Raw genomic sequence first — 16,001 nt, 5'->3', positions numbered from 1 at the left:
ATGAGCAACGCAAAAGACGTAACGGACGCCAGCTTCAGCACTGATGTACTGGCCTCCGAGAAGTCCGTCATTGTCGATTTCTGGGCCGAATGGTGCGGCCCCTGCCGCAAGCTGGGTCCGATTCTTGACGAGATTTCCGTCGAGTACAGCGAGAAGGTTGACGTGGTCAAGGTGAACGTTGACGACAACCCGGCCATCGCTGCCGAGTACGGCATCACCTCCATCCCTGCCGTCTACCTGTTCCAGGGCGGCGAGGTCAAGGGCACCGTGATCGGCGCCCGGCCCAAGCAGTTCTTCGAAAAGGAATTTGCGGACGTCCTGTCCTAGGCCGACCGAGAGTGGCCCCCGCTTCTGGCGGGGGCCACTTTTTTGTTGTGCTCCAAGGCCATCGGTCGGGGAGTAGGACTAGGCGGACACACCATAGATCTGCCATAACCGTTGTTACAACCTTGGGTGGCTGTCTATCGGCATTGTTTTTTGTCTGCTGGCTGACAATTCTCTTGGCTGCTGCCGGCTTGTGGAATGGGCCATCATTCGGCCGGCGAACTGCTATTCGTGCTGACACGCACGGAAGGTGTTTGGCCGTTGCGCAGGGGACACCACCGCCTTGTTTCACGTGAAACATGGTGGTCGCGACGATCCACCTAGCAGTTGCTGCGCCGTGTGCGCCCGCGCATAGAAGAGAACGGTTTCCGGTAGGGACATCCCACTCGATTTCCGTTGCCTTCGTGGTCACGGCCGGGCGTCGTGTCGCCAATATTCCAGAGTGGGTGACCGTCACACAATGATGTTTCACGTGAAACATCCAATTCTTGAAGGGTCAGCAAATTTGACGCGGCTTTGGGAATGAGTCCGGACTCTAGATGCGCTCCAAACATTCTTTGTCCACCGCAGGGGAGTCGAGGGTGGAGGCCGCGCTCATACCAGGAGCCCGGTCTTCTGACGGGAAGGCATCCACCGATACTGCCGTAAGGGCGGCGTAGTACCCCCACTGCCGCCCCGAGATCGGGCAGCCCCGCGTCAGCGCAACACGCCATGACTACTCCTGCACGTCCGCCATGGGTCTGGGAGGGGTGGGGGCCGCCAGGGTCCGCGGCGAAATAGTACTGGGCGACGGATGACCACGACTGCACTTGACTGTCCCACCGACACATATTCGTCCATTTTTCCAGGAACGGCGATCAGCGCCTGCCAGTCATTACCAGGTGTAGCGACCGGCCGGTTCGGACATTGTTTCACGTGAAACAGTGTGTACGTCGCAGGCCTCCGAATTGTCCCGCCCACCTCCGGGGTCCCTACGTTTCACGTGAAACTGGAAGGCTCATCACGAGAGCGCCGAATACTTCCACCCACCGGCGCCGCACCAATGTTTCACGTGAAACGCCCTTGGTCCCAACCATAAATCGCACATGAGGACGACATGATAGTTGGCTCTTAGATAAACCAATGGGGCCATCGGCTCAGCTTACCCATTTCCACGTGAATTGGGGCCGGTGTGACGGACGCAAAGATGCGCTCGATGGTCTGCGCCTCCCTGCTGGAAGGGCCAGGCACAACGTTGGCCGAGCGGCCCCAGGACGGTGGCCCGTGCCCGTGGACGCCAACATTCCTCGCCCAACGCTCGATGCGGCACCGCCGGCTGCGACCACAGTTCCGCACAACAGACGGGATTTCGCGCAGACCACCGAATCCCACCCCGTCCCGGCATCTCCAGAACGCTCGGTTTCACGTGAAACATGTCAGCGGACCAGTAAAAGTCTCCAGCGAGGCAGACCCAGATTCACGTCCGTAGCCCACGATGGGGGAACCGCCGCCAGCCCCTTCAGGCCTCTGCGAGCCGCCGCGTGTGTGGACATGCGAACCTAGGTGCCTATGAAGCGGCGCGCCGTACGCCCCAGAACGGGCGGGGAACTTGCTTGAGCTCAGCCCGGAGCGTGGGGCAGAGTGCTCATGTGCGCTCTGCCCCACGCCTACGACCAAGGGCCTATGTTGTCTGATTTTAGAGCGAACCGACGATCAATTTCGGATCGCTGCGGCAGTCAGTCAGCGAATGAACACGCCCCGCCGCCGTTACCGCCGGCGCAGTTCCCGCACTCTGCGTGGCGTAGGACGCACGGACCGGACCTGCTTTCCATGGGGCAACCGACCAAACACAGGGCCCGGCCCTGAGGCGATTCCACCGGTTAGGCCCCCACTATATTCAATTCATGGCGCGTCTCGACAGTTGCTCCTCTGCGTCTCTGCGCCTCCGGTCCGCGTCCAATTCGCCTTGCCCGAGGCTCCGCTCGTCTTCCCCAGGGTTCCTGTCCATGGACCCTCCGGCGGCAGCCAGGGTCAAACGCGCAGTGCCTGTTCACAGTTCGTGGGCTGATCGGTTCATCAAACACCATCCCCGTTCGGCGCGCGGCATGATCATGTCCCAGCTGAACAATGCCCACGCTCTCCGCCCCGGGCCGCTTCGGTCTAAGGCACCACTCAAGCTACATTAAGGCTTGCCCAAACTCATGTGCTGGCTGCAGCCGGGCGCCCTATTCCGCTCTAGGGGGGAGCGGATTGAGCCGGCTCCTGTATCCCCGAGGTGGGCCAATTCGATATTCGCGGAACAAGAAGATCGCGCGCCTGTTCTCATGAAGGCTTGTTCTCATGAAGGTTGGACCCCTGCCCTGCCAGTCGCGGCGCAGCAGGTTCGACTCCATGGCGGCCAGACCAAGGACACCCAGGTCCAGCCACGAACCTGCCCCCGCCCCTGCAGGCGCCGCGACCGCCGCTGCCCTTTATGGATGTGCTTCGAGCCCTCGGCATCTGTCCGCAAATCGCCACACTCATGGTGACACCGTGAATGCCTTCCGACTGTCAATACACGAGCTTCACGACCGGCATCCTGGGCGCTAGGCGAAGGTCAGCGGCGGCCGATACAAGCGCATTCCCGGCCCGTCCAGCGGCCACAGAATCCGGAGCTCACTCGATATCCACGAGTTTCTCCACAGAAGTTATTCACACTGTTATCCACAGGTGCTGAGAGATTATTCACATGCCCTTTCCTAGTGGGCCGCCGAGGGCGGTCGCCCCTCCGAACTGGCTGTCTGACCAGCCACCCACCGTCCCAGAGACATGTCCTGGACCCCGATTAAGAACTCCGGCTCGYAATCACGGCGGAGAGCGTATATCGCCGAAAAATTAACCATAGAACGTCGATTTAGTACATCTTCGCGAATGCTTCGACCATCGTCGCTGCACACCATGATCATGTTTCACGTGAAACGGACTGGGAGCCCTGAAAGGACGTTCGGCGCCGTTGTCACGACGACAACTCGCCCAAGAATCTGGCGACACGAACGGGCTGCAATCAGTCACTAATCCACAAAGTTATCCACAGCAATATCCACCGCTCTATCCACCGCCCCATCCACCGGCCGCTGGCTAAAATCCGAGCGGGGAACGGCCACACGAATCCCACCTGGATGCACCCTTGACCTGCAGTGAAGTGCTCTCCGGACGTGTCATACCAAGGCGGCCGGGAACTGCAATCCACGTGGGGCGAACAAACCCGTCGCGCGCCGAGACCGCCAGCGTGCCATTGCATCGCCCGACGCGCCGGCCGAAGCCAGCTTGTTCCACAGCGCCAGGCGGAACTCAAGAGAACCAGGGGAGCGGAGCCACTGTCCCAAGGAACTCCTCCATCCCACGTCCAGGGGATCTCTCTGCCGTGCCAAGATGCCACGACGACACCCGAGGACCCGACGAACTTTGCCGGGCAGCTCACATTCTGTGAGTACGGAGACCTTGGCGGGCCTCACACCCTCGCTGCGTCTGTCTGCTCGATCATCCTTCCACGCCGGTCCGCGGACCCGATGTGTCCGTTGGCCGATGCAGACACGAAGAGGCTCGTCGACCGTGTGTTTGCCATACGTTGTTTGCACTGGGACAGCACTGGTCCTGTTCCGACTGAAGCATTGCCGGTCGACTTGGGGATTCGCATGAGGGAGGCGCCGGACTGCAAAAAGCGGTCGGCCCGGTCGTGCCGGCACAGTTGACACGCGCAAGCACAAGTCCCGAACCCAATCAGACTGGCCCTGATGCCTGCCTTCCCTTCTTTGCGGTTTGAATCCCTCCGGTTGCTGCACCAACTTACGGGTCCGGCGCGGTCAGCGGATTGGATCCTAAAGGCAACTGCGCCCTGATGCCCGGGGGCGACGAACCTGGCCGCCCGAAACACGCTGGTCCGGGGGAGCGGACCCGGCCCGGGTAGCCGTGTAGTTGGACATGCAGCAGCTCGGCAGCTTCCCTCTGGTGTCGGCTGGATGCCCACACAAGAACCACCCCGACAGTTCCGGCCAGGCTGAATCCGCAGGGAAGGCGTGATTGACGCCTGGGACTGATCGGTACGACCCCGGCCCTACTTCACGTGGGCTCCGCTTCCCTTCTCGCGGGTGCGTCGCGTGGCCTGAGCTCCTGCTGGAGGACTCCTTCCAACCACTCTGCAGCAGGGTCAGCCGATGTGCAGCAGTACAGGACCTGCGCTGCACTCTCATCAAGCGGGTACCGGCAAGCCGGCAGGCGCCGGCAGCGGCAAAGTGTGGGGGGCCCTAGGTGTCCGGTGCGCGATTCCGGATGAGGGGTGCCGTGTCCGGGGTGCCGGGAAAGCCCCACACAGGGCCATCTCGGCCATTGGATAAGGCGTCCGGCTCGCCGGAGGAAGCTGAAGAATGCGACAGGACCAGTACGCCCGCCGGGGCCCTCAGGGAGATCAGGCATGCCTCGCACACCAACATGCCACATGGCGCATGGTTACGGCTGGATGCGGCGACGGGACTGCAGCAGTACGTTGGCGGTCATGGCACCCGGATACCGGGGTGGGGAGGATGCGTGTCAGGGCCCCGGTTCCGGTTGCCCGGGTCCCGGCAAACTGACGGGCACAATCAAGTATTGAATGCCGAACCTAGGACGCGGGGGCAACCCAGTGAAAGGGGGGTGAACAGCAAACCGGCGGGGGAGTCGAAGGACGCAGACATTCGCAAAAGGGAGGCAACTCCGGTCAGCTTCCGCTGTCACAGTCCCACGAGAGGCCTCTGCCCGCGCGATCGAGACCACCTACTTTCTGCGGCACCGACGCCAGATCACCCTCCCTAACACGGCCCGCGTCCATTCCCGCGCCAAGGTCGGCGTCCGGCCTGCACCGTCGCCCTCGTCCCGATCTGCACGCCAAGCTCGGCGTCCAGGTCTGCACCGTCGCCCTTGTCCCGACCTTCGTCCACGCCCGCATCGATACCTCTGTCCAGGGTTCGTTTCGAGGCGCGTGTCGGACGCCTACTTCAACCGTAACCACCGGAACGGCCTACAAATCCATCGCCGAACCCGACGAAGCACGTAGCTGACCAGCCTGCCGGCCTCTGCACGAACTCAGGGTTCACCCACTTCAATTTTCCTTCACGGAGGGTGCCTTCACGGCCCGTGATCGTAAGCAGCGGGAGAGTGCCGCGGGCCTCTGCCAGGAGCGGACAGTGCCGCATCAGGGCATCTCAAGGCGTGCAAGGCTTCAGCTGCGCTCCAGTCGGCTTCGCCTTCCCTCAGTCAACCACGCGGCCACACAACGCAGCAGCGGCGCCGTATGGCACTTTCAGCGGCGCACAGGAGCGGGTGACCCCGCAGAGACTGGCAACGGTACAACAGTCGCTCCGAGGTTCGGCTGTGGCTGCGGCGAGCTTGCACCGCCGCCAAGCAGCAGCCGCGCCGTAGTGAGTCGCTTCCCCTGCTTCGCATCGGCATGGATGAATGTGGTCGCATAGCGCACCCGCGGCCGGCCCGGCCGCCAGGAAAAGGTGGCCCATAGCTGCGGGCCGACCCCCTTCAAGGGGAGGCTGAACCGTCATGACGCAGACGGTGGACCCTTGGTCGAAACGACGGCATTCGCTCGGCATCCCAGTCCACCGGCATTGCCATGACCATGGACGGGGACGCAGTCCAGCTGCCGGAGTGACGACAGCGCATCGGTCTCCAGCCGGTGGCCGGATTCTTCTGCCCTTTTGCGTCCTCACCTGGGCGACCAGCCAGCAAGGCGTTCGATGGGGCAAGGCGCAGATTCGCGGCCCCGTTTCACGTGAAACATTGATGGACCGCTCCCTCTCAGCTCTTCATTGAGCTCTGGAAGGTGGCGAAGATGGCTGTCGCTGAAAAGCGCGATCGCAGCGGCATCGACAGGGAGGGGCCCCTTCCGCATAAAGGAGAACTGTATGTACAGCCGCCATTTCACTCGGCGTAGCCGTTCCATGGAATCAGAAGCTCCACCCACGAAGCGCAACAGAGTGGACGGTACGGCCACCGGAAGCCCATCGACTCCACAACAGGATGCTCAGCAGGAAGCTCCGTCCCAGTCTGGGACATCCGCCTGCCCAGCACCAGCCCGTCGTTCCGCACGTGTGCCTCAGTCTCGCCGAAGTAGATCCGGCAATACTGACAATTTCCACAGAAGGACCACGGCGCTGCGTCGGCCCCACTCCCGCAGCCGCGAACACGACAGCGCCGAACCCGACACCACCGAATCCGCCGGAACCGAATTGGCCGGCACCGGCAGCATCGGTAGAGACAAAAAAGGGAGGGTCTGTTTCACGTGAAACAGACCCTCCCGGAGAACTCAGCGAGTCGCGACCTAGCTTGGCGCTCCCGGCGTGAGGACATCCATGATGCGGTTCAGGTCCTCAACGCTGGCGAACTCAATGCTGACACGCCCCTTGCGGGCACCAAGCGAAATCTTGACATTAGTATCGAGGCGGTCAGACAGCGACGACGCCAGGTAGTCCAGTCGCTCGTGGCGCGCTCCCGCCCGCGGGATGTTGTTCTTGGCCGGCGAGGCGGGGCTCTGATACAGGGTCACGGCTTCTTCGGTCGCTCGGACCGACATGCCCTCTGAAACAATCTTCTGCGCCAGGCGTTCCATGGCCGCGGCGTCAGGAAGTGCCAGGAGTGCTCGGGCATGCCCTGCGGAGATGACATTTGCCGCGACCCGGCGCTGCACCAGCGGGGGCAGCTTCAGCAGGCGCAGGGTGTTGGAAACCTGGGGCCGCGAACGCCCGATCCGGTCCGCCAGCTGCTCGTGCGTGGTGCCGAAGTCCTCGAGCAGCTGCTGGTAGGCCGCCGCCTCTTCGAGCGGATTCAGCTGGCTGCGGTGCAGGTTCTCCAGCAGCGCGTCGCGAAGGAGGTCGTCATCGGTGGTGTCACGGACAATCGCCGGGATAGTTTCCAGGCCCGCGGCCTGTACTGCACGCCATCGTCGCTCACCCATGACGAGCTCATAGGGTTCGCCACCCTCTTCGGTTGAGGTACGGACCACAATTGGCTGGAGGACGCCAATTTCCCGCACGGAGTGCACCAGCTCCGCCATGTCATCTTCATCGAAGACCGAGCGGGGTTGCTTGCGGTTGGGGTGGATGTCAGTAACCGGGATTTCGGCAAACCTGACGCCGGGCACCTCGACGAGGTCAACAGTACCCTCGTCGCCGTGCTCGGGCGAGGAATCAAACGTCAGCTGTTCGCCGGCGTCGGACGCAGTCGCCTTGGCAGCAGCGGGGGCCGGCTTGGAAGCAGCCGACTTTCGGGCGGGAGCTTTCTTGGTGACGGCGGCAGCAGCGCTGCCGGTTTCAGTGGTGTCAACCGTGAGATCAGCGGAATCGTCGGCCTTGAACGGTGTGGACTTCGGCTCCTTGTCCCGTGCGGCAGTGGCGTCCGGTTGCGGCTCGGCGTCGGAGGTCTTTTTTCGGGCTTCAGGGAAGAAGAGGTCCACGGGCCGGGATGGGGCAGCGCCGTTTCCGGAGGCGTTTGCCGCGGCGGAACTTGGAATGAGTGCGCCAAGTCCACGGCCGAGGCCGCGTCGCTTATCGCTCATGGATAAATCCCTCCAGTGGAAGAGCCGGGATTCACCTGGCTCTGGTTAGTGCAATTCTTGAAAGATTCTAACGTTCCGCGATTTCCGCGGCGGCTTCCAGGTAGGACAGGGCACCGCTGGAAGAAGGATCATACGTCATGACAGTTTGCTGGTAGCTCGGCGCCTCGGAAATACGGACCGACCTCGGCACCACAGCGCCGAGCACCTGCTTCGGGAAGTGCTCCCGGACCYCGGCTGCCACCTGGGCGGCGAGGTTGGTGCGGCCGTCATACATGGTCAGCAAAATAGTGGAAACAACCAGGTCAGCGTTCAGGTGCTTCTGGATCATCTCGATGTTCTTCAGGAGCTGGCTGAGGCCTTCGAGGGCGTAGTACTCGCACTGGATCGGGATAAGGACTTCGCCTGCCGCACAGAACGCATTTACCGTCAGGAGCCCGAGGCTCGGCGGGCAGTCGATGAAGATGTAGTCCAGCCGCTCCTCGCCATTCTTGGCGCGCTCCTTGGAGTACACATCGATTGCGCGGCGCAACCGCTGCTCGCGGGCCACCAGGCTAACGAGTTCAATTTCGGCACCGGCAAGGTGGATGGTGGCGGGCGCACAGATCAGGTTGTCGATGTCGGGGCACGGGGCCACGACGTCCTTCAGCGGGACATCATTGATCAGCACATCGTAGATGCTGTCGACATCGGCGTGGTGCTCGATTCCCAGGGCGGTGGAAGCGTTGCCCTGGGGATCGATGTCGATGACGAGCACGTTCAGGCCAGCGGCCGCCAGCGCGGCGGCGATGTTCACGGTCGTCGTGGTCTTGCCGACGCCGCCCTTCTGGTTGGAAACGGTGAAGATCCGGGTTTTCTCCGGTTTGGGGAGCTGCCGGCCGAGCAACCGCTCGCGGCGCTTGTTTTCGTGCGCGAGTTCGCGGGCGATGGGACTGGAATCATCGATGGAATCCAGCACGTTCCCCGTGTGCGGAAGGGATGTTTCACGTGAAACACCGGCCATCCCGGTCGTCTTCGCAACCGAAGCCGTGTGATTTCCGGAGTAGTCAAAAGCTACTGCAGGAGCCGTAAACGCCCGTGCGGACCCCAGGGACACAAACGGCGGGATCCGTTGTGTGGAGGCTTCGCTACTGCTCACTATGACACGCTCACTCTCATTCGGCTCTTACTGCCGGTTACTAGCCTAACCTCTTCCCCTCAGACTCCCCGGGCACCGGGGCCGGTGCTAGGTAATCTTTTGAGGCTTATTCACTACGATTCGCACAACGGTGGTGGGTTCCTCAAGCAGGTCTTCGCCCACCACCACCACGGACGTCTGAATGCCGCCCAGTTTGCGGATAACCTTGGCGGCTTTTTCGATTTCCTCGCCGGCGCTCCGTCCCTTGATGGCGACGACTTCGCCCTTGCCGGCCAGGAGCGGAATGGTCAGCCCGGCGAGATTGGAAAGCGCGGATACGGCGCGGGCAGTCACGACGTCGGCGTTCACGAGTCCCACTGCGAGTTCCGCGCGGGTGCGCATGATCGTGACGTTCTCGAGGCCAAGATCATCCACTACCTCCTGGAGCCAGATGACGCGGCGCTCCAGTGGTTCGATCAGCGTCAGTTCCAGATCCGGCCGCGCAATGGCCAGGCACAGGCCAGGCAGGCCGGCGCCGCTGCCGACGTCGGCGACATGGCTTCCATGGGCAATCTGGCTCTCGATGACGGCGCAGTTAAGCACGTGCCGGCTCCAAAGCCGGGGCACCTCGCGGGGCCCGATCAGGCCCCGTTCGGTCCCGGACGTCGCCAGGTGCTCGACATAGCGTTTCGCCAGTTCCAGGCGGTCGCCGAAGATGGACTCTGCTGCCTTGAGTTCCGGGGCGGTAATTTCAACCATCAAGCTAGTCAACGGTTCAGTCTGCGGAGACAACGATGTGCCGGTCGGCGCCTTCGCCTTCGGACTCGCTCACGAGTCCCAAATCAGCGACGGCGTCGTGCACGATCTTGCGCTCGTAGGCGCTCATCGGAGCCAGGGCAACTGCCTCACCGGAATCCTTCACAGCAGCGACGGCGTCTTCAGCGATCTTCTGCAGGTCGCCGGCACGCTCGGCACGGTAGCCGTTGATATCCAGCACCAGCCGGGAGCGGTTCTCCGTCGCGGAGAGGACCGCGAGCCGCGTGAGCTCCTGGAGGGCCTCAAGGACTTCGCCGTCACGGCCCACCAGGCTGTCCAGCCCGGCGGCTTCCTCTTCGGCGACGATCGAGATGTACGTGCGGCCGTTGCGGACCTCGATGTCGATGTCGCCATCAATGTCCGCAATATCCAGCAGTTCCTCGAGGTAGTCCGCAGCGACGTCGCCTTCTTCTTCGAGGCGGCTGGCGGAAACACTCTTGCCGGTGCCGGCGTCCGCACCCTGTGACGAGTCGTCGGCCGCGCTCAGGGCGTCGTCCCGGTCCTCGTCAAACTCGGCGGAAATAGCGTGTTCGGTGCTCTCGGCGGACATTACTTCCTCTTCCTGTTCTTACGTTGCGGCTGGACGCGCTGGGTCTTGGCTTCGACGGCGGCCGCGGCGGAGGCTTCGGCTGCCTCGGCGTCGACCTTCTTGCCGCCCAAAAGGGGCAGGGCGGGCAGGCCCTTGGCTGCCCGGCGCTCGGCGAGAGCCTTGGCCGCCGGAGATCCCGGCGTAGGCATCCGGCGGATCACGAAGAACTGCTGTCCCATGGTCCACAGGTTTGTGGTGGTCCAGTAGATCAGGACGCCGATGGGGAAGTTAATACCGCCCACACCGAAGACGACCGGCAGGATGTAGAGCATCATTTTCTGCTGGCGCATGAACGGGCTGGCCAGGGCCTCTTCGGACATGTTCTTGGCCATAATCTGCTTTTGCGTGATGAACTGCGAGGCCGTCATGGCCAGGATCATCACGATGGAGAGGATCCATACCGACATCTGGTTCCCGCCGCCGCCGTGGAGCAGGGAGGCGGAGAGCGGGGCACCGAAGATGGTGGATTCATCGAACTGCTTGACCTGTTCGGCGCTCATCGCGCCGATGCCATGCCCGCTGGATTTGGCCGAGCTGATGCCGGAGAGCACCTGGAAGAGCGCGAAGAAGAAGGGCATCTGGATCAGCATGGGCAGGCAGGCGGAGAACGGGTTGGTGCCGTGCTTCTTGTACAGCGCCATCTGTTCCTGCGCCATGGCCTGGCGGGAGAGCTGGTCCGTCTTGCCCTTGTACTTGTCCTGCATTTTCTTCAGGTCCGGCTGCAGCAGCTGCATCCCGCGCTGGGCCTTGATCTGCTTGACGAAGACGGGAATCAGGGCGGCGCGGATGACCAGCACCAGCCCGATGATGGCCAGGGTCCAGGTCCAGCCGCTGGCCGCCGACATGCCGATGGCGCTGAGTCCGTCATGGAAGCCGACCATGATGGCTGAGACCAGCCATTTGAACGGGGCCAAAATTGTTTCAAAGATGTCCATACGATTCCCTATTCGTCAGGCCGCAGAGCGGCCTTCTCCATCAGGCTGAGCAGCCAGGTAGATATCCGGATTGTTCAGCACAACAATTGTGGGGGTGCGGCCCGCCGGCCATTCCCGATGCCCGGCGGGGACATGGTCCACACCGCCGGGATTCCATGGATGGCAGCGCAACAGGCGCCTCGCTGCGAGCCAGCTTCCTTTCACCGCGCCGTGGACGGTGATCGCTTCAAGGGCATAGGCCGAGCAGCTGGGGAAAAAGCGGCATACCTGGCCGTAGAGCGGTGAGATCACCTTGCGGTACGCCAGGAGCAACAGGATGAGGACATTGCGCGGCAAGTTCCAGACTGCCCGGGCCAACCATGCTGCTGCGGATTTTGCAGGAGGGACGTCGGCGGCAGTTGAGTTACGCACGCGGGGTCCCTTCCTGTGTCGTCTCGTTAGAACCTCGTGAAGCAGCCTGCGAAAGGCGGTTGCCCAGCCTTTTCATGGTCGTCTCCAAAGCGGCGTCATAGTCGGCGAGCAGCTGGTCCCAGCTGGCTCCCGCCGCGGCGGGCAGGGCCCGGACCACAATGGCGAACCCGCTGCCGTATTTCTGCAACGACAAAGCACCGGCTTCTCTCAGTCTCCTCTTAACGAGGTTCCTGACAACAGCGTTCCCGACACTCTTGGAAACGATGAATCCGATCCGGCTTGGTTCATCGGCAGCGAGAGCTGCCGCATATAACACTACGTTCCGGCGTCCATTGCGGACACCGGAACGTACAGTTGTTGAAAAATCGGTTGATGTCCGCAGACGGTTCCTGGTGGCTAGCACCGTTCAACTCGCACAGGGATATGGACCGACGAGTCAGTTATTTAGGCCGACAGTTCGGTGCGGCCCTTGCCACGACGGGCTGCCAGGATGGCACGGCCGGCACGGGTACGCATACGAAGGCGGAAGCCGTGCTTCTTGGCTCGACGGCGGTTATTCGGCTGAAAAGTCCGCTTGCTCACGTTAGTTACTCCAGTGGATCAAAGGTGCGCCCACCCGATCAAGGGGAAGAACTGGCCGACGCTAAGTTTTGGTATGTGCCGCTTCCCTCGTATCTCACACGACGCGGGGCGTCAGGAAAGATGCAGATGAGGCGAAAAGCGTACACATGGGACTTCACAACGTTAGGGCTTGCCAACCTCCCGAGTCAAACCGGGGACCGCTCCGCAGGCTATCCCCAGCTGTGGCTAACTGCTCCCGCAGCCTGTGGATGAAGTGCGTCACGCGCCCCATTTCAGAACCACAACGGTGTAATTATCCACAGGACTGAACCCAGCTATCTTCTGGCGTTTTCATCCCCTACAGTGTCTCAGTAACCCCTTATCCACGGACTGTGCATAACCCTGTGGATTGAGCCGGCCGGTGGACAGCTCCGGACCGCGTGGATGCACGTAATGCAGGCCAGCAAGTTTGAGGAACTGATTGATGACAGTAGACGAAGCCAACCAAGCCAACACTGTCGGAAGTTCCTGGCGGCGGGTAGTGAGCCTCCTGGAGAACGACCACCGTGTCTCTCCCCGGCAGCGCGGCTTCGTCATCCTCGCCCAAGCGCAGGGGCTCATCGGTTCCACCCTGCTGGTGGCAGTTCCGAATGAGCTCACCCGCGAAGTGCTGCAGACCCAGGTCAAGGAAGCCCTTGACGACGCGCTCCGCAGCGTGTTCTCCGACGAAATCCGCTGCGCGATCGACGTCGACACGGATCTGGTGCCGCTGCACACAGAACCCGAACCCGCCGTCGAACTTTCCCTGGCCGCCGACCCGACCGTGGAGTTGAAGCCGCAGCCGATGCTGCCGAGCACCTCGCACGAATTCGGCCGGCTGAACCCGAAGTACGTCTTCGACACCTTCGTGATCGGTTCCTCCAACCGGTTCGCCCACGCAGCCGCCGTGGCAGTAGCCGAGGCGCCGGCAAAGGCCTACAACCCGCTGTTCATCTACGGCGACTCCGGACTCGGCAAGACCCACCTGCTTCACGCGATCGGCCACTACGCGCGCCGGCTCTACAGCGGGATCCGGGTCCGCTACGTCAATTCCGAGGAATTCACCAACGACTTCATCAACTCCATCCGCGACGATGAAGGCACCAGCTTCAAGACCACGTACCGCAACGTGGATGTGCTGCTGATCGACGACATCCAGTTCCTGGCCGGCAAGGACCGGACGCTGGAGGAGTTCTTCCACACGTTCAACGCCCTGCACAACAACAACAAGCAGGTGGTCATCACCTCGGACCAGCCGCCGAAACTACTCGCCGGCTTCGAGGACCGGATGAAGTCGCGCTTCGAATGGGGCCTGCTGACCGACATCCAGCCGCCCGAACTCGAGACCCGCATCGCGATCCTCCGGAAGAAGGCCCTCAGCGAGGGCCTTTCCGCACCGGACGATGCGCTCGAATACATCGCCTCCAAGATTTCCAGCAACATCCGCGAACTTGAGGGAGCCCTTATCCGTGTCACGGCGTTCGCCAGCCTGAACCGGCAGCCGGTGGATGTGGCCCTGGCCGAGATGGTGCTCAAGGACCTGATCACCGACGACGGTGCCCAGGAAATCACCTCGGCGCAGATCCTCACCCAGACAGCCGACTACTTCAAGCTCAGCATGGAAGAACTCTGCAGCAAGTCGCGCACCCGCACACTGGTGACCGCCCGGCAGATCGCGATGTACCTGTGCCGGGAGCTGACAGACATGTCCCTGCCCAAGATCGGACAGGAGCTGGGCGGCCGCGACCACACCACCGTGATCCACGCCGACCGCAAGATCCGCGAACTCATGGCCGAGCGCCGGGTCATCTACAACCAGGTGACCGAGCTGACCAACCGGATCAAGCAACAGCAGCGCAATTCCTGAGCCATCGGCCGGCGCACTCTTACCTTATTAACAGGGCCCTGTGGACAACCCTGTGGATAGTTAAGGGGACAACCGCGGTTAATGGGCTTAAAACCCTTAAGGCGCCTGTGGATTGGCCAGTCGGCCAAAAATCTTGTCCCCATCCACACCCTGTTTAAAACCTGCTCCGCCCACAGTCCATGAACAGGGCTTAACCGCGGATTCGCACGGCAGGATCGAGTTATCCACAGTTTCCACAGCAGTTATTAACACTACTAATCCCAAGAAAATGAAATTCCCTCAAACAACAATCTCCTTCCGACCTCCGAGCAGCGCCCAGGCCCGTTCCGGACCGGCGCAGGAGACCGGCCCCGCGAACAACACCGATGTAACCCGGGGATGGGAGAAACGCGCACCTTGGGGCTAAGCTGTCTGCAGTGCGTCCGTCCCGGACATCTTTTGTGGTTCCTACGGGGCCATGGGGCCCGGGTGGGCGGACGATTCCCTTGTTGACGGAATTCGGCGTCCCTGCCGAGGTCCACCGCAGCTTGAGCAGTTTCAGCGATTTTCAGCACTAACAGCAGCAATGAAAGGCGGCACCCTTCCGTGAAGTTCAGAGTCGAACGGGACGTCCTGGCAGAAGCCGTGACATGGACCGCCCGGTCGTTGTCTCCGCGGCCGCCCGTTCCCGTACTTTCGGGCCTGCTCCTGAAGGCTGAAGCCGGTACCGTCAGCCTGTCGAGTTTCGACTACGAGACCTCCGCAAGGCTCGAAATCCCCGCTGACATCAGCGCCGAGGGCACCATCCTGGTATCGGGACGCCTGCTCGCGGACATCTGCCGCAGCCTGCCGTCCGCCCCCGTCGAGGTCGAAACCGACGGCAACAAAGTGACGCTCACCTGCCGCCGAAGCAGCTTCCACCTGGCCACGATGCCCGAGGCCGAATACCCGCCGCTGCCGGCCCTGCCGACGATCAGCGGCACCGTGCCCGGCGATTCGTTCGCCCAGGCCGTATCCCAGGTGATCATCGCGGCCAGCAAGGACGACACCCTGCCGATCCTGACCGGCGTGCGGATGGAAATCGAGGACGACCTCATCACCCTCCTGGCCACCGACCGCTATCGCCTGGCGATGCGTGAAGTCCCGTGGAAGCCTGCGACGCCGGGCATCTCCACGAGCGCTCTGGTCAAGGCCAAGACCCTCAACGAAGTGGCGAAGACCCTGGGCAGCAGCGGCGACATCAACATCGCCCTCGCCGACGACGACAGCCGGCTGATCGGCTTCGAGAGCGGCGGCCGGACCACCACCTCACTCCTGGTCGACGGCGACTACCCGAAGATCCGTTCGCTCTTCCCGGATTCGACCCCCATCCACGCCACCGTACAGACCCAGGAACTGGTCGAAGCCGTGCGCCGCGTCTCGCTCGTGGCCGAACGCAACACGCCTGTCCGGCTCGCTTTCACCCAGGGCCAGCTGCACCTGGACGCCGGCACCGGCGAGGACGCCCAGGCCTCCGAGGAGCTCGAAGCCCAGCTGTCCGGTGAAGACATCACCGTGGCCTTCAACCCGCACTACCTGATCGAGGGCCTGAGCGTCATCGAAACCAAGTTCGTGCGCTTCTCCTTCACCACCGCCCCCAAGCCGGCCATGATCACGGCCCAGCAGGACGCCGAGGGCGAGGACCAGGGCGACTACCGCTACCTCGTCATGCCCGTCCGGCTGCCCAACTAGCCCGTCACTGCCGTGCCCCGGACCTCCGGAGCACGGCACCTGCGGGCCATCACGGCCGTCCCCAACGAAGCACCCCAGCG

General features: G+C 62.5%; 11 protein-coding genes. 3 read left to right on the top strand and 8 right to left on the bottom strand.

From position 1 onward, the window contains the following. A complete protein-coding gene (gene trxA, locus AC1D1W_RS01950; protein WP_476942787.1) occupies positions 1 to 327 on the top strand; it encodes a thioredoxin in 327 nt (108 codons plus the stop codon). Between the two features lie 6,319 nt (positions 328 to 6,646). Here trxA and AC1D1W_RS01945 read toward each other — a convergent pair. The 8 genes from AC1D1W_RS01945 to rpmH form a co-directional block, all read right to left on the bottom strand. Next, the gene (locus tag AC1D1W_RS01945; protein ID WP_476942786.1) at positions 6,647 to 7,879 is read right to left on the bottom strand and encodes a ParB/RepB/Spo0J family partition protein; all 1,233 of its coding nucleotides are present in this window, start codon (positions 7,877 to 7,879) and stop codon (positions 6,647 to 6,649) included. A gap of 67 nt (positions 7,880 to 7,946) precedes the next feature. Next, positions 7,947 to 9,014, bottom strand: coding sequence for a ParA family protein (locus AC1D1W_RS01940; protein ID WP_476942785.1), 1,068 nt, complete (start codon positions 9,012 to 9,014; stop codon positions 7,947 to 7,949). A gap of 87 nt (positions 9,015 to 9,101) precedes the next feature. Next, positions 9,102 to 9,752: a 16S rRNA (guanine(527)-N(7))-methyltransferase RsmG gene (gene rsmG / locus AC1D1W_RS01935; RefSeq protein WP_018775676.1), complete on the bottom strand. Its 651-nt coding sequence runs from the start codon at positions 9,750 to 9,752 to the stop codon at positions 9,102 to 9,104. Between the two features lie 16 nt (positions 9,753 to 9,768). Further along, on the bottom strand, positions 9,769 to 10,359 hold the full coding sequence (locus tag AC1D1W_RS01930) for a Jag family protein (RefSeq protein ID WP_028277976.1): 591 nt from the start codon (positions 10,357 to 10,359) through the stop codon (positions 9,769 to 9,771). After that, positions 10,359 to 11,333, bottom strand: coding sequence for a membrane protein insertase YidC (gene yidC, locus AC1D1W_RS01925; RefSeq protein WP_243178152.1), 975 nt, complete (start codon positions 11,331 to 11,333; stop codon positions 10,359 to 10,361). Before yidC ends, AC1D1W_RS01930 begins: the two co-directional genes overlap by 1 nt. Before the next feature lie 15 nt (positions 11,334 to 11,348). Next, positions 11,349 to 11,744, bottom strand: a complete 396-nt coding sequence (yidD, locus tag AC1D1W_RS01920; protein ID WP_439954087.1) for a membrane protein insertion efficiency factor YidD — start codon at positions 11,742 to 11,744, stop codon at positions 11,349 to 11,351. Further along, the gene (gene rnpA, locus AC1D1W_RS01915; protein WP_028275301.1) at positions 11,737 to 12,147 is read right to left on the bottom strand and encodes a ribonuclease P protein component; all 411 of its coding nucleotides are present in this window, start codon (positions 12,145 to 12,147) and stop codon (positions 11,737 to 11,739) included. The genes yidD and rnpA overlap by 8 nt, the downstream gene beginning before the upstream one ends. A 41-nt stretch (positions 12,148 to 12,188) precedes the next feature. After that, on the bottom strand, positions 12,189 to 12,326 hold the full coding sequence (gene rpmH, locus AC1D1W_RS01910; protein WP_003800212.1) for a 50S ribosomal protein L34: 138 nt from the start codon (positions 12,324 to 12,326) through the stop codon (positions 12,189 to 12,191). Between the two features lie 463 nt (positions 12,327 to 12,789). Here rpmH and dnaA point away from each other — a divergent pair, with 463 nt between their 5' ends. Together dnaA and dnaN are read left to right on the top strand one after the other, a co-directional pair. Further along, positions 12,790 to 14,211 (top strand): chromosomal replication initiator protein DnaA, encoded by a 1,422-nt coding sequence (gene dnaA, locus AC1D1W_RS01905; protein WP_018775671.1) that lies wholly within the window; start codon positions 12,790 to 12,792, stop codon positions 14,209 to 14,211. 585 nt (positions 14,212 to 14,796) lie between these two features. Further along, positions 14,797 to 15,921, top strand: coding sequence for a DNA polymerase III subunit beta (dnaN, locus tag AC1D1W_RS01900; protein WP_018775670.1), 1,125 nt, complete (start codon positions 14,797 to 14,799; stop codon positions 15,919 to 15,921). Positions 15,922 to 16,001 lie beyond the last annotated feature (80 nt).

It is taken from the genome of Arthrobacter sp. P1_B4 (assembly GCF_056406555.1).
The sequence above is the reverse complement of the archived record's forward strand: the minus strand, read 5'-3'. Positions and strand labels throughout refer to the sequence as shown.